Here is a 20,159-nt window from a genome sequence, read left to right as displayed (position 1 = left end):
GGAGCTGGGGAGCGGAGGGGCAGGATAGCCACCAAAGCTTTACTCTGAAGATGCTGGATTAGCAGCATTGTGTTGATTGATGAGTTCCTGAATGATAACTTGCGGATCGGTTGAGTCAATTCCCAACTGTTGAGTGATAAGCTGCCGTAAGTTGGCATCTTTCTGTAACCTATCGAATAACTCATCCAGGGTAATAGCTTCTCCCTGTGGGACTTCTCCCTCTGGATGCGGGGTAGGTTGAGGTGTTCGGGGGTTAGCATCGGGTCCTTCATATTCCCAGACTGCCCCTGTATGCTCTCGCGTCAGTACCTGAGAGCCAATGCTGTATGCTGCTTCTCCAATATCCCGAACAGACGGAATAAATTGCGTCATCTCCCCCAACTTCACCATCGGCCTTGCTAACTCGTGATTTGACGCCTTTGACGCTAGCACGCTTTCTCCGTAACGCTCTAACCACGATACCCATTGAGCATTGGTAACGCGCCCATTTAAACTTTCAAAAAACTTTAAAACCCGTTCCTGCTGCCAACCATGGGTGACTCCTTCGAGCAGTTGTCGAAACAGATACTCGTAATCTGAATCCGCTAAAGGGGGTGGCGTTTCTACTTCTTGACGTTCTTGATTCTCTCTGTACCTTTCGGGGTGAGGAGAAGACGTTCCCACTCCGAACAGACGCCGGAATAACCCCTTAAGCCACTGCCAAATTCGCCCAAGCATCTGCTATCCCTGGTGGTTGTTTCATCAAGAATCCTCTATCGCGGGAAACTCCTTCCTTAAGTAAATTGTAGATTAGAATAACTACAACAACAAGCCAAAGGGGTCGAACATGGCTAAAGCTAGAAAACAGATGGGTGTACAACAAATGTTGTTACACCCAGATAAAGAGACTAAAGCAATCCTCCAGTATCTGTGCGAACAGTCGGGAAAGCTCTATAACAATGGCGTTTACTTCTCCCGTCAAACTTTCTTTAAGACAGGAAAGCTACTAACAGGGAAGTTTGACTTAGTTTACGAGCCGTCTGTCGGGAAGAATATTGTGGCACAATCCTTGCCTTCAACCCCTGCTCAGCAAACATTAATGAGTGTAGCAGAAGCCTTTAAGTCTTATAAGGGATTGCGGGACTTATGGTTTAAAGGGCAGCTTGCTAGCAAGCCTAAGCCACCTGGATACCTGAAAGGCTCAAAGCTATTCAAAATCGCTTACCCCAATTCAGGCGGACAGAAGCCTAAGCTTGTTGAAGGTCAACTCCGATTCTCACTGGGATTGACTGTTAGGCGATGGTTTGGAATCGACAGCTTCCACCTTACCGCACCCACTAATCTCGACATCAATTCAATTAAAGAATGGACGATTCTCCCTAAGAACGGGGCATTTTACTTGGAGGCTTCTTATGAAGTTCCAATAGAACAAATCGAGGTGGGTATCAACGACCAAGCTCTGGCTATAGATTTAGGAACAGCCGACAACCTAGCCGCCTGTGTAGACACCCTAGGAAATTCGTTCCTGATTGATGCTCGTGCGATGAAGGCATTCAATCAGTACTGGAACAAACAAGTTGCCACAAGAAAAGAGAACAAACCTCAAGGGTACTGGGATGGGTGGCTTGACCGTGTTACCCGTAAGCGCAATCACCGAATGAGAGATGGCATTAACAAAGCCGCAAAACTGATTATCAACCACTGCCTGAAATATGGAATAGACACCCTTGTTTTAGGTTGGAATGAGGGGTTTAAAGAGAATGCCTTCATGGGAAGGGCGAACAACCAAAAGTTTGTTCAGATGCCCTTAGGAAAGTTAAAAGACCGATTAGAACAACTTTGCAGCAAGCACGGAATTAAGTTCGAGGTAACAGAGGAGTCTTACACCAGTAAAGCCAGTTACCTTGATGGAGACACCCTACCCAAATATGGCGAAAAGCCTGATGGGTGGACACCATCAGGCAAGCGAATTAAGCGTGGATTGTATCGCTCAAAAAATGGCTCAATTGTAAATGCAGACCTAAACGGTGCTGCCAATATATTGAGAAAAGTAGCCAGAAAGTTAGGCATTGACCTAAACCGACTGCGTAGACGGTCTTTGACAACCGTAGCGAGAGTTAGATTGTGGACACTACCTCAGTCTACTCTGTCTGTAGAATCTCCGCGTCTTTAGACCGGAGAGTGTCAATTTGATTCTAGCAACCGAGAGACTTTCAAGGACGCGGAGATGGGGAGATGGGGAGACTTCGGCGTGAGCGCGGTTCCTGAACACTTCGACAAGCTCAGTGTTCCACTTGCCGAAGGGCAGTCGAACGCTGGGGAGATGGGGAGAAATTTTTATTATGGGTAATTAGCCGGACTTGATATCAGTTGGGGTATGAATGTAGTGTAGACATTTTGGCTGCGCTCCAGAAACAGCTTTTTGTTTCCCCAGCTACTGGGAAACTTACTACCGACTGAGGCGCGATGAGCTCTCTTCTCTCGGAGACGCTGCGCGAACGAGACGCGACGGTACTGCCTAAAAGAAGCGATTGAACCAAGTTCAGCAACAAAAGAGCGATCACCTAATTCGACTAGCTTTACTTTTCTTTAGAGACAGCCTCTAAGTGAAACCAATAAGACCTCTTAGAAAATATCTCTAAGGGGTCTTGTCATATATTTATGAAATTTGTTAGGCTGAAGGGTTTGAATGTAGCGAGTAACGAAATGTAAAGAAATTAGATTCACTTGTGGGCAATCACATGGACAGACATTAAGAAAGAGAACTATCCTAGAAGGGTAATTATCACTCGCTCAGGGTTTCGAGTTCCTGGAGAGCCATGCCTCGATTGTTCCAGGCAGCGCGGTGCTCGGGTTGAATCGTTAAAGCTCGATCAAAACTAGCGATCGCTTCTTCCAAACGTCCTAGATTGACTAATGCTAAACCCCGATTATTCCAAGCGTCGCCGTAGTCGGGTTGCAATTCTAAGGCTTTATCAAAATGAGCGATCGCGTCTGCCGATTGTCCCAAACTATCCAGCACTAATCCCCAATTATTCCACGCTTCATAGTCGTCGGGTTGTAACTCTAAGACTTTTTTGAAACTAGCGATCGCATCTTCCGGTTGTCCAAGCTGATCCAGCGCTAAACCCCGGTAATTCCAAGCTGGGTAGAAGTCCGGTTTGATTTCTAGGGTTTTGTCAAAGCTAGCCCTTGCTTCTTCAGGGCGTCCTAAGTTCAGTAACACGATGCCCCGATTGTACCAAGCTTCGTAGTAGTCGGGTTTAATGGTGGTAGCTTGGTCGTAACTCGCGATCGCCTCTTCAAAGCATCCGATGTTACACAGCGCACTCCCTCTATTTTTCCACGCTTCATGGAAGTCGCTTCTGAAGTGAAGGGCTTTATCAAAGCTAGCAATCGCCTCTTCGGAACGTTCCAAGTTTATCAGTGCCAACCCCTGAATATACCAGGCATCGTAGTAATCGGCTTTGATACTGATAGCCCGTTTGCAGCTAGCCCTTGCTTCTTCAAAACGCCCTAGCTCATACAGTACACTGCCCCGATTGAACCACGCTAAATAAAGGTTGGGTTGGAACTGAAGAACCTGATCAAAACTGGTGATTGCCTCTTCAGGGCGTTTCAACTTTATCAGCGCTAAACCCCGAATGTACCAGGCATCGGGGTAGTTCCCTTGCAGGGTTATGGCGTTATCGCAGCTCTCGAGTGTTTCTGCAAAGCGTCCTACGTTATACAGCGCACTGCCACGATTTCCCCAAACTGGGGCATAGTCCGGTCGTAATTCTATCGCCTTGTCGTAGTTGGCGATCGCCTCTTGAAAGCGTCCGAGGTTAAATAAGGCATTGCCCCGATGAAACCAAGCATCCGCATAATCGGGTTTAGACTGCAACGCCTGATCACAACTAGCGATCGCTTTTTGATAGTGTCCTAAGTGAAACAACACTAAACCTCGGTTATTCCAGGCTTCGTGGTAATCTAATTTAAACTCTGTGGCTCGGTCATAACTCGCAACGGCTTCTTTAAGGCGTCCCAATTTAAACAGCGCATTGCCCCGGTTGAACCAGGCTTCCCAGGAGTCGGGTTGGAGTCGGGTGGCTTGATCAAAGCTAGTGAATGCAGCGTCAAAGCGTTCTAATTGAAAAACCAGTAAGCCTCGATTGAGACAGGCTGGGTAGTAGTGAGGTTGGATTTGCAGAACTCGCTCAAAACTAGTGATTGCCTCTTCAGAGCGTCCCAAATTTACCAACGCCAAACCCCGAATGTACCAAGCCTCGCAATAGTCAGGTTTGTAGGTTGTGGCTTGATCGCAGCTTGCGATTGTTTCGGCAAAGTGTCCTAAGTTATACAGGGTACTGCCCCGATTTCCCCAAGCCAGATAGAAATCGGGTTGGAGTTGGATGGCATGGTTGTAACTAGCGAGGGCTTCTTCCCACTGTTCTAGTTTAAATAGGATATTGCCCCGGTTGTACCAAACTTCGTAGGAGTCCGGTTGCAACTGAATCGCTTTGTCGTAGTTCGCTAGGGCTTCTTGCCAGCGTTCTAATTTAAACAGGATATTGCCCCGATTGAACCAAGCTTCGTAGGAGTCGGGTTGAAATTTGGTAGCTTGGTTAAAACTACGGAGTGCCTTTTCCCAGCGTCCTAATCGAGCATATTCAATTCCCTGCTTCAACCATTCGTCAGCTAAGTAGGCATGAACAGGCTGTAGTTGTGTCATCAGCTCAATCAACCCAAACCCAATTCCCGTTTGAGTAAATTAATCGACTTTGTGCCAATATAATTTTCGCTGCACACTAGCTTGGGGGCACGAATCAAGTCATCTCTGGCGTCTAAGATTGCGTCTTTAGTGGTTTGATAACTGGCTTGATCACTAATAATCGTCCGCGCACTGCGCACGAGGGCATTGAGTTTGTATTTATCACTAACTTGAGCGGTCATAACGAGCAACTCATCACCACGCAGACTGTGGATAATCACTTCAACGATCTGCAAGATACCATCACTGAGACTGACTATCCCCAAGGAATTGCCTTCGGGCAAGCTTTTAATCAATGCGATTTCTTCAGCGTAGTCGTGGATATCGACAGGAATCACCCGCACTGACTTGGGGGCGGCGATGGCTTCAGCGTGTTGGATAAAATAGCGGCTGGTTACTACTGTGCCAGAATTGGTAAGTTCGAGGGCTTGAGCCAGTTTTTCTAGGGGAACCAACTGCACGGGAATGCCCAGAGCGGCTTCTAGTTCTTGCACCATCAACTCTCCGGCACCCATATCTCGCGATTCTACCGTAACCAGTACCCGCGCACTACAACGTAACCGCCAGTCAATTTCTGCCAAAAACAGTTCTCTTGCTTCGTTGAGAGAACACCCCTGTCCGAGTAGTTCATCAAGACTCTGTTGCACAACTTTGTAGGCATCAGGATACTGCTTTAGAATGGGAGACTGGCGCTGAGTGCCGCCTTCATGACCCTGTGCTTTGACGTAGATGCCTGAACCTGCCTGAGATTCTACTAGTCCCGTTTCTTCGAGCTGGCGGTAGACTTTGCTGATTGTGTTGCGGTGCAAACCCGTTTCCATCGCCAACTGGCGGGTGCTGGGTAATTTGTGTCCGGGGGGATATTGTCGGGATGCGATCGCAAACTGAATTTGGTCAAATAACTGCTTCGATGCTGGAATTTCGCTGTCTGTCTGAATACGATACTGAACCATTATATAGTCTCCAAAGCACTCGCTGGAACCTTGGCAGAGGAGCGAGAAAGTAAGAACATTGGGCAGGTGGGAAAAATGATTCCGGGAACCGCCGCTCTCTGAAAAAACATCATAAGATAAAGTTAAGGTATAGCGATGTGATTTATATCAATAGTAATCTTTTTATACTTGGTCTGGCATTTTCTCCCCTAGAGGGGGATCGTCTCTGCCTTTAGTACTGGATTTACAGAACAAGTCTAGCTTTAGGTTAAAGCTTTAGTTTTTATTCAAGAATAGTCAACTCAAATTACTCAAACTTAGTAAAATTAGTTTATAGCGGCTTCTAATGTTCCTATTTTCATTGGATAAAAATAGAATTTTAAATGAGATTAGCGTTAAAATTAGGTCAAGCTTTTCTGAGTGACCAATGCTTAAAATGCCTAGATTTTTGAGCAGTATTGACTGCAACAGAATCCCGAACATCAGCAAACGTTAACTATGACCGATCAAGAAATTCAAGCTAAGTGGGTCAAGATTACCAATGGAACCCTTAATATTGATGCTTACCTAGCGATGCCTGTGGGTGAGAGTTCTCGCCCAGCAATCGTAGTGTTACAAGAAATTTTCGGCGTGAACGACCACATCCGTGATGTGACGCGACGGTTCGCTGAAGAAGGATACGTGGCAATTGCTCCTGCTCTCTACCAACGTCAAGCTCCCGGTTTTGAAACGGGGTACAGTGCCGAAGACGTGAAAATTGGTAAGGACTACAAGGCAAAAACCCAGGCGGATGAATTGCTCAGGGACATTCAATCGGCAATTAATTACCTGGTTGCCCAAACATCCACGCAGGCTGACGCCATTGGTTGTATTGGCTTTTGTTTTGGCGGGCACGTTGCTTATCTGGCAGCTACCCTGCCGGAGATTAAAGCCACAGCGTCGTTCTACGGTGCTGGCATTGCGACGATGACCCCTGGTGGTGGCAAACCGACTATCACTCGCACCCAAGATATTCAGGGTACAATTTACCTCTTCTTTGGCATGGAAGACGCCAGCATCCCCACTCAAGAGGTAGAGCAGATTGAAGCAGAACTCAACCAGCACCAAGTTTTGCACCGAATCTTCCGTTACGAGGGAGCTGATCACGGTTTCTTTTGCGACCAACGGGCTAGCTACAATCCGACAGCGGCAAACGATGCCTGGGAGCAAGTGAAAAAGTTATTCAAGCAGGAACTGTAGTCAGGGTTCATTAGTCATTAGTGAGTTGTATTTATTAATGACTGAGGGCAGGGACTTCAATCATTTTTTAGGCAATAAATTCTCATGGATTCAAAATCGACTCGTTCTCAAACTAGCAATTCCTCCTTTTCAATGGAGGATTTTGCCAAAGCCCTAGAAGACCAGGATTACGGGTTTAAAAAGGGGCAGGTGGTACGAGGAAAGGTTTACAACTACGAAGCCGATGGCGCGTATGTGGATATTGGCGGTAAGTCTCTGGCTTACATTCCGAACTCGGAAGTATCGGTGAAATCAAGCGGGGATTGGTCTGAGCTACTGCCTCTGAATGAGGAACTCGATTTCCTGATTATTCGAGAACAGGATGCAGAAGGTCAAGTTACGGTTTCGCGGCGTCAGTTAGAAGTGAAACGGATTTGGGACGAACTGAAAGACATACAGGACAGTGGGAAATCCTTACAGGTGCGAGTCTTTGGTGTGAATAAGGGCGGCGTTACTGTGGATTGGCAGGGGTTGCGGGGCTTTATTCCGCGATCGCACTTGAGCGATCGCAATAACTTAGAATCCTTGGTGGGTCAAAACCTCACCGTCACTATTCTAGAAGCAGATAGCGATCGCAACAAATTGGTTTTCTCCCAGCGTGAAGCGACTCGGGCTGAGAGTTTTAGTCAGCTAGAGTTAGGGCAGTTAGTCGAGGGGACGGTGGCGAGTATCAAACCCTTTGGTGTGTTTTTGAATTTTGAAGGCACCAGTGGTTTACTTCATATCAAGCAAATCAGCCAAAGCTTCATTGAATCCCTGGGTGGGGTGTTTGAATTAGGTCAACCCATCAAGGCGATGATTGTTGATTTAGATGAAGGAAAAGGTCGAATTTCTCTTTCAACTCGCGTGTTAGAAAATTATCCGGGGGAAGTCTTGGAAAATATGTCTGAGGTGATGGCGAGCGCTGAGGCGCGTGCTGAACGGGCGAGGAAGAAGGTGTTGGAATAAAAAAGAAAGGTAAGAGAGCGGGGGAGAATTTAGGTATAAACTCTCCTTCCCCTGCTTTCAAGGTTACTTGTTTTGGAATGCTCCCGAATGGAATTATCTGGCGTATTCACTCTTTCCCCTTTAATGATAAGACAACGTTTGACACAGCAAATTCATAGGATTGACATAGAGGAGTTGTAAGTTAGAAAGCTAGTTAATAGTTGGCGTGCCGTCCAAAAAATAACCGGATCAGGTTGGTTCTTCTTATGCAGTTTCCCAAAACCGACATCCTTCGCACTTGCAAAGCAACCGGATGTACGCAGAAGACACATCAAGTCAGTCGGGTTATAACGCCTAAAATTTGGCTCAATCGTATAACCCATCGCTGGAATCTTCACGCCAAAATTGGTTTTGGGTATTTTTTGGCGGTTGGTATTGCCGTGCTGGGGACAGCTTCAGGGTTAATCGTAGGAGAGTACTATGATGATCGAGCCAGAGAGGTACTAGAACTTACCCAGGAAAAACTCGCTCGGATTAGCGACATAGAAAAATCTTTTTTAGCAGTACACTTGCATCAGCAACGGCTAATTTATGCTTCTGAAACTCGCGAACCGAAAGCTCAAGAAATTCTCGAATTACATAACAGTCTTGTTTACGCTAGCAATCAACTCTACGAACTTGAATCTAGCTTAATAAAAAGTCATCAACTTACAGAAAATTCTGAGGGAACACCTGAAGCTTTACTAGAAACCTGCAATCAGGAACTCGAATTGTATAAGCAAGTCGTTCAGTCCCTTTTAAAGCAACTTGATGCCGAAAAGTCACTATCTAATGGAACTCAGACACTAGAGCCTAAGGTGCTGCAAACGATTAATCAGGAACTCACCCCCAAATTTCAAGAATTCTCAGGAAGTTTAGAACAACTTATTGAGTTTACTGAAGCCCAACAGCAGCAAGCGAATGCTCGTTTTAAGGATGCTAAAGTTCTGCGAGCAGGGATCATCGCCGCTAGCATGATGCTATCAATAGCGATCGCGACAGCTTTAGCATTCTACACCAGTCGAGCGATCGTTTATCCGATCAAAGAAGTAACCCAGGTAGCCAAGAAAGCGACGCTAGACAGTAATTATGATATACAGGCTCCTGTGACTACCGAAGATGAAATTGGTGTCTTAGCCACATCTCTCAACCAACTCATCCAACGGGTAGCTACCCAAATTCGAGAACTCAAGCAAGCCCAAGCTCACCTGGTTCAAAGTGAAAAAATGTCGAGTCTGGGTCAGATGGTAGCAGGAATTGCCCATGAAATCAATAATCCGGTTAACTTTATTTACGGCAACTTAATCTATACAAATGACTATACTCAAGATCTCTTAGAGTTATTGTGTCTTTACCAGAATTCCTATCCTCAGCCCCTACCCGCGATTCAAAACAAAATAGCAGAAATTGACTTAGATTTTTTGAGTGAAGATTTACCTAAACTTCTGTTATCTATGCAAGTCGGAGCGGAACGCATCCAGCAAACTATTCTATCCCTGCGAAATTTTTCTCGTCTTGATGAGTCAGAGCGAAAACAAGCTGACATTCATATCGGAATTGACAATACACTGTTGATCGTGAATCCTCGAATTAAACATGGAATTGAGGTAATCAAACAGTATGGAACCTTACCTTTAATCGAGTGCTATCCAGCTCAACTCAATCAAGTTTTTATGAATGTCATTGGTAATGCCATTGATGAACTGCTTTCCCATTGTGATCTGTCATCGAAGCAGATTGTTATTCAAACCCAATCTAGAGGCAACGATTGTATTGAAGTGCGGATTCGGGATAATGGTTCGGGTATTGCTCCAGAAATCAAAGACAAGATATTTGACCCCTTTTTTACCACTAAACCCGTTGGAAAAGGCACGGGAATGGGATTAGCAATTTCTTATCAAATTATAGAGAAGCATCGCGGGACTATTGAAGTAACTTCTGAATTAGGGCAGGGAACAGAGTTTGCGATCGCTTTACCGATTCAGTCGAGTTGAACTCCACAAGCGGTATATTTGCTTATCCCAATTCCAGGGAGATTAAGTTTTATTTTAAGCAAAGGAGAATTTTGTTAAAAATCTTAGTAAAACACGTAAATGTCCTGAAGGCAATCGGCGTAGAAGAGTCTTGTCTCCGTAAATTCACGGTTACTGTTTTAGTAAAAACATTTTTATAATTCCCTCAGTGACTTCAACAAGTAAAACAATGTATCCCCGTGAATTACTGTCGATGAATGCTCAATCTAGCAAGGTTGAAGACGTTTGGCAAAAAGCAAAAAATTTATCCCTTGACGAAAAAAGCGAATTAATTGAACGCTTGCTGGATAAAGAATCGGATTTGATCGTGGTATCGGCAACGACTCCTCTTGCCGATCACGTTATTGCTCTGACTAACCTGTTATCTCTAGAGGGATTAACCTATGTCTGGGAATCGATTATAGGTCGAATTTTTGAAGAAAGCAATAATTCTAGGTGTTGAATTAAAGACCAAGAATACAGAAAACTCGGCTTAATCTAAAATTTGATTCAACACTAGCGATTATAAAATCCAGGGTGTGCTAACAAAATACATGACATTTCGTTTAGTAGGTGGGTTGTGGCGCTTTTCCCATTGTTTAAGGAGTAAGAGCTTGCCAGATAGGGCAGCGCCTAACCCACTAGAAAATACGTTAATTTGGGCTTTATTATAACAAAATGGTTCGCTTCCTTCAATCAGGCATCTGACGTTGGAGGCGATGGTGCACGGGAGAATAACGAGAACCGACATACCAGCGACGCCATTGGTTAGAGCTGCGAATCGCTAGCCATAACAAGAGTAACGCAATCAATCCGCCTTGCTGGGGTGCGTCAAAGGCAAAAATTACTAAAGCAACGCACAATACATCTTGACAGAAGACAACCCATAGGGGCAAACCCCGCAAGCGGAAGAACCAGCCCACTTGTACCAGTTGGAGTACAAAGGCTAATAAGCCGCCAACGATACCGATTATCCAGATAAATTCAGCGGGAGTTTCGGTAAATTGAGCCACGGCAATACCCATGATGGCTCCGACAATGGGACTCAAGATTAACTGAATCGTTTGCAAAACCCTTTGTCCCAGACGCTTTTTGGAAGCAAATAGCTCAAAGAGCGACCAAGTTGTGAGGATACCTACCAAGGCTGAGGGGTGAATGTGAGAGAGCAGGGGGATTTCATCCCAGAGCCTGTCAGTTTGCAACAAACCAATAACCAGTAGAGGCAGTGCAATCCTCATTCCCACGGCTGCTGAGGCTGAAAGTGCGGCTAGGAGTTCAATCATTATCGCCTCTGACCTGAACTGTAAATCCGGTAAAAAGAAAATTCGTGACGTTCACCTGTCATTAGTGTAACGTCCAAATTGAGTTGACAACTTTTTTTAAAAGAAATAAAGACCTGTAAAGGATTGAATCGAAAACTACATTTGCTGCTTTTTTCCTTTATCTTTAATCCTTTTTTTATCCTCCTTGAGGTTTGACTCCCCACCCTACAGATAATCACCCATTCTCCTATAGGATAAAACTGAATGTTCATGAGAACGCCGCCTATGTCAATGGCAGCCTTTTTCCAGGGGATACTAGGAGCTTCTAGTTTGGCATTGGGAGCTGTTGTGGGAGTTTTTTGGCAACCGAACCGCTCCTTTTCGGCAGCGATTATGGCATTTGGCAGTGGTACTCTGCTATCTGCGATCGCATTTGAAATCACGATTCCTGCTTATCGTGCCAGTGGTTTCAGTCCGCTGTTGGTTGGATTTATGGCAGGGGGTGCTTTGTTTGCAGGATTGACTCAATATATCGATCAACACGGCGGATTCCTACGCAAACCAGCATCGAGTCGCCGCTACCTGTACGAACATCGCCACGAACAGATATCTGACGTACTTGCCCGCATCGCCCACGTTGAGGTGATGCAAAATCTGCCACCGCAAGAGAAACAAGCGCTTGTTTCTTTTCTCAAACCAGTCTACGCCCAACCGGGAGACATCCTGTGTGAGGAGGGAACTCCTGGCGATTACTTTTACATGATTGTTGATGGTGAAGCAGAGGTGCGTAAAGGTAGGAAAGTTTTGAATACGATGAAACCTGGGGAAGTCTTTGGCGAGATGGCACTTTTAACAGGAGAACCCCGGTCTGCTACAGTCGTTGCCCGTACTCCGATGGAATTGTACCAATTACACCGGGAACATTTCCATAGCGTTCTCAGTTGGTCGCCTCACATGGCTTGGGCGCTGAGTCGTTCCTTAGCGCAGCGACTGCGGTTGGCAACGGATTCACGGGTAGCCGTCGAACGCAATTTAGAGCGTTGGCGACAGCAATTAATTGACCAAGTTGAACTGGATTTGTTGCTTCGGGAAGACCCAACGATGATTGAGGGTTTGGTTAAGCGTTCTGCCCCCCTAGCCATTTTGATTGGCACGTTAATTGATAATATACCCGAATCCCTAGTCATTGGCATGAATGCCGGCGAGAGTCATTTTGGCTGGTCGTTTTTGTTGGCGGTGTTTATTTCTAATTTCCCAGAAGCATTATCGAGTGCGAGTGGGATGAAACAGGCAGGCATGAGTCGGAGTCAGATTTTGGGGTTGTGGATAGGGATAGTGGTGCTAAGTGGTTTGTGTGCAGTTGGGGGGTATGCATTAAAAAACAGCACCTCTGAGTTAGTGGTAGCGATCGCTCAGGCGGTTTCTGGGGGTGCTATTTTGGCAATGCTAGCAAGTACAATGATGCCGGAGGCTTACGAACTGGGTGGCAGTTCGGTTGCCTTTTCTACAATTTTGGGGTTTCTGCTCGGTTTCTTTATTTCATCGGGTCATATACTGTAGCCGTTTACAATTCTATGATCATGTCGTCGATATACCCATAATTATTGTTATGCCCGATACGTTTGAGTTATACGGACGAACTTTTGTTCCAGCCGAGCAAACACCCATTCCAGAGTGGCCCTCTATTGTGAGCGAACGCCCCCAACCGACGCTCACCCTCAAAGACAACGATTTGTTTTTGATTACCGACACCCTCGGTAATATCAATGGTTCCTTAGAACAAGACCGTCAGGGTCGTATGGGGCTGTTCTGTCACGATACCCGATTTCTAAGTCGGCTAGAAATACAAATTGAAGGACACTCCCCCATTCTGCTCAACAGCAATGCTGGGAAGGGTTTTGCTATTTCCGTGTTGTGCGCTAACCCGCGAATTGAAAACCACATCAATGCTGAAACTATTGGCGTTCAACGGGACATCGTTCTGAATGGTGCTTTGTTTGAAGAAATTCAAATCACAAACTACAACACAACTCCAGTCAAGTTTGAATTCACCCTCAGCTTCGATGCAGATTTTGTCGATTTATTTGAAATTCGAGGCTACCAGCGAGAGCAACAAGGAAAACTACTGCGCCTTGTCCAACCCAAAAAGCAAGATACAAACGTTACCACTCAAGAGTCTGCTGACTCTGACTTTTTTCCCCTCACCCCTTACCTCTCCTCAGAGGAATTAACCTTGGCATACCAGGGATTAGACGGTTCTTTAATAGAATCGCGTATCCAATTCATGCATCGTCGCCCCGACTATCTCAAAGGCTACACCGCAGTCTGGTCGTTGGAACTGGAATCTCATGGGACTCAGCAATTGGGCTACCGACTGCAACCTCTGACTAATAATCGACCAACCTCATCTGTCGAGACACCCGGAACTCTGGTTCAGGCTAAAGCCGCCGGACTCATGGAGGAGCAAGCATGGCGTTCTGCGGCAACCCAGATTCGTTCAGATAGCAAGGCTTTTAACCAAGTTATCGAACAAGCCGAGCAAGATATTTACCTGCTGCGCCAGACCTGGGACAAAGGGAAAACAATTTCAGCCGGAGTTCCCTGGTTTGCTACCTTATTCGGGCGCGATTCGATTATTGCCGCGTCTCAAACTCTAGTTCTCGATCCAAAGCTGGCACGAGCTACCTTAAAGATTCTGGCTCACTATCAGGGCAAAGTCGAGGATGACTGGCGCGAGGAGGAACCTGGAAAGATTCTGCACGAGATTCGATTGGGCGAGATGGCACGCTGCCAGGAAATTCCCCACACTCCTTATTACGGTACGATAGATGCGACCCCCCTATGGTTGATGCTCTACGCTGAATACTATGCCTGGACTCACGACACGGAAACTCTAGATCAGCTATGGTCGAATGCTCTAGCTGCCATGGATTGGATTGACCGCAGCCTGAAAGAGAGCGGCTACCTCAGCTACCAGCGCCGTTCTAAGCGGGGTTTGCTTAACCAAGGTTGGAAAGATTCTGGCGATTGTATGGTTAAGCGGGATGGTACTCTGGCAACTGGAGCAATGACTCTATGCGAAGTGCAAGCCTATGTCTATGCTGCCAAGATTCGCCTGAGTGAACTTGCTCGGACGAAAAAGCGGCTCGATTTGGCAGACCAGTGGCAGGAGGATGCCAGAAGCCTGAAAAATCGCTTTAATCGAGACTTTTGGTTGCAAGCGGAGGAGTTTTGCGCCTTGGCATTAGATGGTGAAGGCAATCCTGTAGATAGCATTACCTCTAATCCTGGTCACTGCTTGCACCTGGGTATTTTCTCCCCCGAAAAGGCACAAAGTGTAGCGGAACGGCTTTTAGCCCCAGATATGTTCAGCGGTTGGGGAATTCGCACCCTGAGCAGTTTGTCTCCAGCATACAATCCGATGGGCTATCATATCGGTTCAGTTTGGCCCCACGATAACGCCTTAATTGCCTTGGGATTGCGATCGCACGGCTATGTTGAGCAAGCATTAGAAGTGGCGCAAGGCTTGGTTGATATGACTATCCAGCAGCCCTATCATCGTCCGCCGGAACTCTTCTGCGGTTACGAACGTACAGACGGTAACGAACCCGTTCCGTATCCCGTCGCTTGTTCGCCCCAAGCCTGGGCTAGTGGTAGTATCTTTCAACTCCTGCACATGATGCTGAATCTGGTGCCAAATGCTCCTCACAATGAGTTGCGGATTATTGAGCCATCCCTACCAGAGTCCATCAATCACCTATCGGTACACAATCTGCGAGTTGGGGGAACTTTAGTCGATTTAGAGTTCGAGCGTTCGGAAACCACAACCGCTTGTCGGGTGATTCGCAAAAGGGGGAATTTGCGGATCATTATTGAAGCGTGAGAATGGGGAGTGGGGAGTGGGGAATAGACTTCTACTATTTCACGATTTATCCTTTAGATGAATTACAACTGAAGTGCAAGTATGAATGGAATAGACAAGCAACTTGGGTTAATTAGGTGATCGCAAAAAGGCTAATCGCCCTCGTGACATCGGCACCAGGTCAAATTTAGGGGAAACTAATCAATTCAACTAGGGCTAACATATGCAAGTGTACCCTAACTCCTGGCTGCCCTAATTTTCTCTCATCACAATGAATTAGCCCTGCTTACTAAGGGGGGACGTTACAAACGAGGGAGGAAGCCAGAAAAATCAGACTTCCTCCCATTAGTAAGGGGAGGGGTCTGGTGCATTTTTCCTAGAGGTCTAATGACCAATGATTAAAGCAAACCCAGCCAATGTAACAAACCCTGACCCGTCAGCAATTCCAACACCAACAAACCGATAAAACCAATCATGGCAAACCGTCCATTAATTTGCTCGGCGTAGGGCGTCCAACCAAAGGCGGGTTCGGGTGGGTTAGTAGACTGCTGAGAAATAGTCTCAGAAACTGGTGTTTCAGAACTCATTTTGGAATATCCTTTTCAGACTTCTTAGATTCCAACCTTTGCACGGATTCAATGAGCGATCGCACTTGGGATGTTCCTTCAGATTTATCGAATCCCAAGGGAAATTTACCCCGACCCATCATCCGTAATCCCAAGGGTGCTAAACTTAGCATTCCTTGAATATCTCGGAAGAAGTTGGCAACCACCTGCACGCCAAACTGACGCTCGTCAACCCAACCACCTTTTTTAACTAACTCAATAAGTACCTTACGGTGGCGGATTGAGCGACTCTCTTGCTTGTCTTTGCGAGATAGAATTTCTTGTTTAATTTTACCAATTTGATCCATCGGTGCCACATCCATGGGGCAAACCGCATTGCACATCAAACAGCGAGTGCAACCCCAAACGCCTTTTGTACCTTCGTTGTATTTTTCGACACGAGTTTCAAGGGCAGTATCACGAGAATCTGCGACTAAGCGTTGGGCTTTAGCGAGGGCGTGGGGTCCGACAAAATCGGGGTTGACTTCGCGGGCATTGCATTCAGAGAAACAAGCACCGCACATAATACAGTTACCATTTTGATCCAAACGCGATCGCTCTTCGGGACTCTGCAAAAACTCTCGTTCCGGAATTGCCCGACCCGCCGTGCTCACGTAGGGATCGACAGCTTCTAAGCTATCCCAAAAGCTGCGCATATCTACAATTAAATCTTTAACGACTGGCAGATTCCCAAGAGGAGCGATGGTAATTTCAGGAATTTTGCAGTCTTCAGACTGGGGCAGCTTCCCTAGTTCGCTACCAACATTTTCCTTACAAGCTAGGGCAGAGCGACCGTTAATCCGCATCGCACAGCTACCGCAAATTGTGTTACGACAATTTTTGCGAAAAGCAAGAGTACCATCCTGTTCCCACTTAATCCGATTCAGGCATTCTAGAATCGTGTTTCCTTCTTGCACATCCAGCTTATAAGTCTGGATAGTGGGGGAAGCCTTTTGAGTCTGTCGAATGATTTTAAAAGCAACTTGCATAGTAACGAACTCTTGAAAACCTAACACCTGCATGAAAACAGGATAAGGGACAAACCGACAATCCCCACGACTTTATCGCTATTCATGGCTCATCCCCGTATAATTTAACGATGATTTTCGGAAAGCCGATTGCTGCCACAGTTAAAATCTTAACGTATACAACCTTACTCTCGACTCCTCCTAAAATTTGTCCTTGCTCAAATGAAGATTTCAACAAACTCGCAAAAATACTTGTCAAAGTAGAGAGATTTAACGATATATTTTTTATATAGCCAAATATGCTTGGCAGACTTTGACGTTTACCATCCTGAAATTTACAGGATATCTCGTGAGATTATGACAGAGATCCCAGCTACTCCACTGACCGGAAAAGCGCTGCTTCAAAAAGTAAAAGAGCTAGCACACTTACCCCGGCGAGAAACAGCAAAACGCTGTGGCTATTACACTGAAACTAAAAATGGTCAGACCCGCGTCAACTTAACAGACTTCTATGACGCGGTACTAGGTGCTAAAGGTGTACCCCTCGATCCAGAGGGAGCAAAAGATGGTCGCGGACGAGAGCCAACCTATCGCGTGAGTGTCCATAAAAATGGTCAAATTGTAATTGGTGCAACCTACACTCAAGCAATGGGATTAAAGCCTGGTGATGAATTTGAAATTAAGCTGGGCTACAAGCACATTCACCTCAAACAGGTGGATGGCGATGATGGCACAAGAAGCTCTGAAGAGCCAATTTTGGAAGCTGTAGGTGTATAACTTAAAGCCAGATTGAGGATGGGTTGTCTCTTTAATCCATCCTTGGCAGTATTTCAATTCGGTCGCTCCTCACAAATTTGCGAACCCGCCAATGGTTATCTTTGAGCAGGCAGCAAATCAGTGCTTGCTGTCACTGATGAGTGCAACTGCACTTTTGAAAGTAGCGGTGTTTTTCATCACTTGGGCTGCTTTGTGGCTACCACTGGCAATTCCCATGGCAGTACTGCTAAAATGGCGTCCTTCTCAGCCTCTGACAACTGAGCAAAAGTTGCCGTTACTAGCGGTGCTGTACCTGATTGCCCCCCTGATTGTCTGGGGGGCTACTCAGGTCGATGGGGTATCGTTTTCAGATTACGGTTTAGACAGTCAGTTAACACTTTTAAAATCCTTGGGCTTAGGATGGGGACTGGGATTGACAAGTTTGATACTTATATTTGTTGGAGAATGGATACTTGGGTGGATTGAATGGCAAGGGGCAAATTGGCACCGTTTAGCAACGATATGGCTGCCTATTTTAGTATTAGGGCTGTGGATTGGAATCGTAGAAGAATTAGTCTTTCGCGGCGTCTTAGTCAATCAACTTCAGCAAGACTATTCCCCCTGGATAGCCGCAGCAATCTCTAGCACACTCTTTGCTTTATTGCATCTGATTTGGGAGCGACAAGATACGCTACCTCAGCTACCGGGACTGTGGCTGATGGGAATGGTATTGGTGCTAGCCCGTTGGGTAGATAACGGTAGCCTGGGTTTATCATGGGGATTGCATGCAAGTTGGATTTGGAGCTTAACTTGTTTGCAGGACGCTAAACTCATTTCTTATACCGGAAAATGTCCAACCTGGATAACAGGCTGGAAGGAAAATCCCCTAGCTGGGGTAGCGGGTATTCTATGTTTGTTGGTAGTTGGAATTTTACTCTTACTTATACTACTTATACCTATTGCGCCCAATCCTGGCTTCTAGTTTAAAGGGTTAACGCCCTGAATGAGGTTGAATACTGATAAAGTAGACGCCCACTATTGATTATTTGCCACAAATTCCGTAAATTTCAGGTTCTATTGCTGATTTTGTCGCTATGTTCGGCTCCTGACTCATTCCTAACCCTGACTTTGTTCACGATTTCCCTAAACCTGTTGCGGGAAAAGCCCATCCTTCTAGCAAGTGTCACCTGTACGGCAGGATGAAAAGAGAAATAGCGAAGGAATGCTTGTAGAGGATGGGGAAAGAGGGTGCATCTCATCCTAGTAAAGTGATCATTCCTCCTACTTACCAGCACAGAATTCGTAGTGCAAGGGATAGAATCAACTCACCCTATATCGATAGAGAGACGTAGAAGCTATTTTTGCAGCCATCGGTATGCCTCAATAGGGAGATGGAGGAGAGTACCGTTTTGGGTAAGATGTGAATCTTCCTCATCCCCAGACAAGAAGTTTTTGTCTTCTGAAACCGAGTGACTATCCAACTTTTGGATAGTTTGACGATTATAATTTAAATATTATTAAGAATAAACCGACCCTAACCTACCCATCATTTTTTCTCCCCTCGACTGAATTATCAACCTCTTGTCCTGATTGGAGCCAAAAGCGTGCATTCGACCCCTCAATCTACTGCTATTGCCGCTCAAATTCAGACACAAAAGCCAATCCTTAAGGCATCACCTCCTCACTCTCACAAGAGACACTTCACTTCAGGACAACCTAAAAAAGTTCTATATTACCTGGTTGTACCGCTCTATTTGGTATTATTCTTTCCTTTTTTAACGGGATGCGATCTATTTTCCAAAACGGAAGCCGACGCTCAACCCAATCCTTCGGGTTCGGAACGGGGACAAGGTACTACGGCGGTTAATGTAGCGATTGCCAAAACCGGACAGCTTCAAGAACCCCTAGAGTTCACCGGTCGTACCCTCCCCATGCGGGAAATCTCCCTCCGTTCCCAAGCAGAGGGGCGATTGCTGAACCTGAATGTCGATATCGGTGATACTGTCAAGCAAGGGCAGATATTAGCACAATTAGATGACACCCTATTGCTAACTGCCGTCAGTGAGGCACAAGCCGAACTAACCGCCCTACAGTCAGAAGTGGCACGCGCCCGCACTCAGGTGGGTAATGCCAAGGCACAAGCCGAACAAGCGCGGTTACAACTCCAGCAGGCAAAAGCAGACACCGCACGGCTACAAATGCTGGCAAAAGAAGGGGCTATTTCTAAGCAAGAAGCAGAACTATCCCAGACTGCTGCCGCCACCGCTCAACAAACACTCCAAGCTGCTCTCCAACAGATTCGCACCGAAGAACAGGCAGTTGCTGCGGCTGAAGGTCGAGTGAAGGCACAACAAGCTATCGTAGCTCAAAACCGAGAGCGCCAGTCTTACGCTTTACTGGCTTCCCCAATAAATGGTGTAGTTTTGGAACGGGTTAGTGAACCGGGAAACTTGGTAACGCCAGGGAGTGAAGTGCTGAAGCTGGGTGATTTCAGTCGCGTAAAAGTACAAGTCCGCGTCTCTGAGTTAGAACTGGCAAATATCCAAGTCGGACAACCCGTTACGGTGCGCTTGGATGCTTTTTCTAAAGATTCTTTTAGGGGAGAAGTTTCCCGAATTTCCCCAGCGGCTGATCCACAGGCGTCTCAAGTGCCAATAGAAGTCACTATTCCCAACAGCAACGGACGAATAAGTAGTGGACTTCTAGCCCGAGTCAGATTTGACTCTGTTACTCAGCCCAAAGTTGTGCTTCCCCAAAGTGCAGTGGAGGTTGCAGGGGAGCGGGGG

The 20,159-nt window shown here is 46.2% G+C and carries 16 protein-coding genes; 10 read left to right on the top strand and 6 right to left on the bottom strand.

Annotation, left to right across the window (positions count from 1 at the left end):
- Nucleotides 1-39: 39 nt before the first annotated feature.
- On the bottom strand, nt 40-717 hold the full coding sequence (locus IQ257_RS23440; RefSeq protein ID WP_193933257.1) for a hypothetical protein: 678 nt from the start codon (nt 715-717) through the stop codon (nt 40-42).
- Nucleotides 718-826: 109 nt separating this feature from the next.
- Here IQ257_RS23440 and IQ257_RS23435 point away from each other — a divergent pair, with 109 nt between their 5' ends.
- Entirely contained in the window at nt 827-2,152 is a 1,326-nt protein-coding gene (locus IQ257_RS23435) for an RNA-guided endonuclease InsQ/TnpB family protein (RefSeq protein ID WP_193877723.1), read from the top strand.
- Between the two features lie 612 nt (nt 2,153-2,764).
- Here IQ257_RS23435 and IQ257_RS23430 read toward each other — a convergent pair.
- Nucleotides 2,765-4,693 carry a tetratricopeptide repeat protein gene (locus IQ257_RS23430; protein WP_193877721.1) on the bottom strand — a complete coding sequence of 643 codons (1,929 nt, stop codon included), beginning with the start codon at nt 4,691-4,693 and terminating at the stop codon, nt 2,765-2,767.
- Between the two features lie 8 nt (nt 4,694-4,701).
- The gene (locus tag IQ257_RS23425; RefSeq protein ID WP_193877719.1) at nt 4,702-5,685 is read right to left on the bottom strand and encodes a GntR family transcriptional regulator; all 984 of its coding nucleotides are present in this window, start codon (nt 5,683-5,685) and stop codon (nt 4,702-4,704) included.
- 477 nt (nt 5,686-6,162) lie between these two features.
- On the opposite strand from IQ257_RS23425, the gene IQ257_RS23420 reads away from it, so the two are divergent.
- The 4 genes from IQ257_RS23420 to IQ257_RS23405 all read left to right on the top strand — a co-directional run bounded on the left by IQ257_RS23420 (nt 6,163) and on the right by IQ257_RS23405 (nt 10,383).
- Nucleotides 6,163-6,903 (top strand): dienelactone hydrolase family protein, encoded by a 741-nt coding sequence (locus IQ257_RS23420; protein ID WP_193877717.1) that lies wholly within the window; start codon nt 6,163-6,165, stop codon nt 6,901-6,903.
- Nucleotides 6,904-6,987: 84 nt separating this feature from the next.
- A complete protein-coding gene (locus IQ257_RS23415; RefSeq protein WP_193877715.1) occupies nt 6,988-7,890 on the top strand; it encodes a S1 RNA-binding domain-containing protein in 903 nt (300 codons plus the stop codon).
- 245 nt (nt 7,891-8,135) lie between these two features.
- Nucleotides 8,136-9,902, top strand: a complete 1,767-nt coding sequence (locus IQ257_RS23410; RefSeq protein ID WP_193877713.1) for a sensor histidine kinase — start codon at nt 8,136-8,138, stop codon at nt 9,900-9,902.
- A 208-nt stretch (nt 9,903-10,110) separates the two neighbouring features.
- A complete protein-coding gene (locus tag IQ257_RS23405) occupies nt 10,111-10,383 on the top strand; it encodes a hypothetical protein (RefSeq protein WP_193877711.1) in 273 nt (90 codons plus the stop codon).
- A 229-nt stretch (nt 10,384-10,612) separates the two neighbouring features.
- Here IQ257_RS23405 and IQ257_RS23400 read toward each other — a convergent pair whose 3' ends face one another.
- Entirely contained in the window at nt 10,613-11,203 is a 591-nt protein-coding gene (locus IQ257_RS23400; protein ID WP_193877710.1) for a DUF4126 domain-containing protein, read from the bottom strand.
- Nucleotides 11,204-11,467: 264 nt separating this feature from the next.
- Here IQ257_RS23400 and IQ257_RS23395 point away from each other — a divergent pair, with 264 nt between their 5' ends.
- Nucleotides 11,468-12,742 (top strand): cyclic nucleotide-binding domain-containing protein, encoded by a 1,275-nt coding sequence (locus IQ257_RS23395; RefSeq protein ID WP_193877727.1) that lies wholly within the window; start codon nt 11,468-11,470, stop codon nt 12,740-12,742.
- A 49-nt stretch (nt 12,743-12,791) separates the two neighbouring features.
- A complete protein-coding gene (locus IQ257_RS23390; protein ID WP_193877708.1) occupies nt 12,792-15,065 on the top strand; it encodes an amylo-alpha-1,6-glucosidase in 2,274 nt (757 codons plus the stop codon).
- A 377-nt stretch (nt 15,066-15,442) separates the two neighbouring features.
- Here IQ257_RS23390 and IQ257_RS23385 read toward each other — a convergent pair whose 3' ends face one another.
- Complete coding sequence (locus tag IQ257_RS23385; protein WP_193877706.1) at nt 15,443-15,631, bottom strand: chlorophyll a/b-binding protein; 189 nt, start codon at nt 15,629-15,631, stop codon at nt 15,443-15,445.
- Nucleotides 15,628-16,638 (bottom strand): succinate dehydrogenase/fumarate reductase iron-sulfur subunit, encoded by a 1,011-nt coding sequence (locus tag IQ257_RS23380; RefSeq protein WP_193877704.1) that lies wholly within the window; start codon nt 16,636-16,638, stop codon nt 15,628-15,630. Before IQ257_RS23380 ends, IQ257_RS23385 begins: the two co-directional genes overlap by 4 nt.
- A 336-nt stretch (nt 16,639-16,974) precedes the next feature.
- On the opposite strand from IQ257_RS23380, the gene IQ257_RS23375 reads away from it, so the two are divergent.
- The 3 genes from IQ257_RS23375 to IQ257_RS23365 form a co-directional block, all read left to right on the top strand.
- Nucleotides 16,975-17,394 (top strand): AbrB family transcriptional regulator, encoded by a 420-nt coding sequence (locus IQ257_RS23375; protein ID WP_193877702.1) that lies wholly within the window; start codon nt 16,975-16,977, stop codon nt 17,392-17,394.
- Nucleotides 17,395-17,485: 91 nt separating this feature from the next.
- Nucleotides 17,486-18,355 carry a CPBP family intramembrane glutamic endopeptidase gene (locus IQ257_RS23370; protein WP_193877701.1) on the top strand — a complete coding sequence of 290 codons (870 nt, stop codon included), beginning with the start codon at nt 17,486-17,488 and terminating at the stop codon, nt 18,353-18,355.
- A gap of 622 nt (nt 18,356-18,977) precedes the next feature.
- The coding region (locus tag IQ257_RS23365) for an efflux RND transporter periplasmic adaptor subunit (RefSeq protein ID WP_322744449.1) at nt 18,978-20,159 on the top strand (1,182 nt) is incomplete at its 3' end.

The sequence above is a fragment of the Coleofasciculus sp. LEGE 07092 genome, assembly GCF_015207375.1.
Classification (GTDB): domain Bacteria; phylum Cyanobacteriota; class Cyanobacteriia; order Cyanobacteriales; family Coleofasciculaceae; genus LEGE-07092.
Note: the sequence above shows the minus strand (reverse complement) of the source record. Positions and strands in the feature narration are given on the sequence as shown.

What these genes read in the sequence shown, in the direction of transcription:
- IQ257_RS23375 (WP_193877702.1), top strand. Translation starts at nt 16,975, where the DNA reads ATGACAGAGATCCCAGCTACTCCACTGACCGGAAAAGCGCTGCTTCAA.
- IQ257_RS23400 (WP_193877710.1), bottom strand. Translation starts at nt 11,203, where the DNA reads ATGATTGAACTCCTAGCCGCACTTTCAGCCTCAGCAGCCGTGGGAATG.
- IQ257_RS23415 (WP_193877715.1), top strand. Translation starts at nt 6,988, where the DNA reads ATGGATTCAAAATCGACTCGTTCTCAAACTAGCAATTCCTCCTTTTCA.
- IQ257_RS23395 (WP_193877727.1), top strand. Translation starts at nt 11,468, where the DNA reads ATGTCAATGGCAGCCTTTTTCCAGGGGATACTAGGAGCTTCTAGTTTG.
- IQ257_RS23385 (WP_193877706.1), bottom strand. Translation starts at nt 15,631, where the DNA reads ATGAGTTCTGAAACACCAGTTTCTGAGACTATTTCTCAGCAGTCTACT.
- IQ257_RS23435 (WP_193877723.1), top strand. Translation starts at nt 827, where the DNA reads ATGGCTAAAGCTAGAAAACAGATGGGTGTACAACAAATGTTGTTACAC.
- IQ257_RS23405 (WP_193877711.1), top strand. Translation starts at nt 10,111, where the DNA reads ATGTATCCCCGTGAATTACTGTCGATGAATGCTCAATCTAGCAAGGTT.
- IQ257_RS23370 (WP_193877701.1), top strand. Translation starts at nt 17,486, where the DNA reads ATGGTTATCTTTGAGCAGGCAGCAAATCAGTGCTTGCTGTCACTGATG.
- IQ257_RS23380 (WP_193877704.1), bottom strand. Translation starts at nt 16,638, where the DNA reads ATGCAAGTTGCTTTTAAAATCATTCGACAGACTCAAAAGGCTTCCCCC.
- IQ257_RS23420 (WP_193877717.1), top strand. Translation starts at nt 6,163, where the DNA reads ATGACCGATCAAGAAATTCAAGCTAAGTGGGTCAAGATTACCAATGGA.
- IQ257_RS23430 (WP_193877721.1), bottom strand. Translation starts at nt 4,693, where the DNA reads ATGACACAACTACAGCCTGTTCATGCCTACTTAGCTGACGAATGGTTG.
- IQ257_RS23410 (WP_193877713.1), top strand. Translation starts at nt 8,136, where the DNA reads ATGCAGTTTCCCAAAACCGACATCCTTCGCACTTGCAAAGCAACCGGA.
- IQ257_RS23440 (WP_193933257.1), bottom strand. Translation starts at nt 717, where the DNA reads ATGCTTGGGCGAATTTGGCAGTGGCTTAAGGGGTTATTCCGGCGTCTG.
- IQ257_RS23390 (WP_193877708.1), top strand. Translation starts at nt 12,792, where the DNA reads ATGCCCGATACGTTTGAGTTATACGGACGAACTTTTGTTCCAGCCGAG.
- IQ257_RS23425 (WP_193877719.1), bottom strand. Translation starts at nt 5,685, where the DNA reads ATGGTTCAGTATCGTATTCAGACAGACAGCGAAATTCCAGCATCGAAG.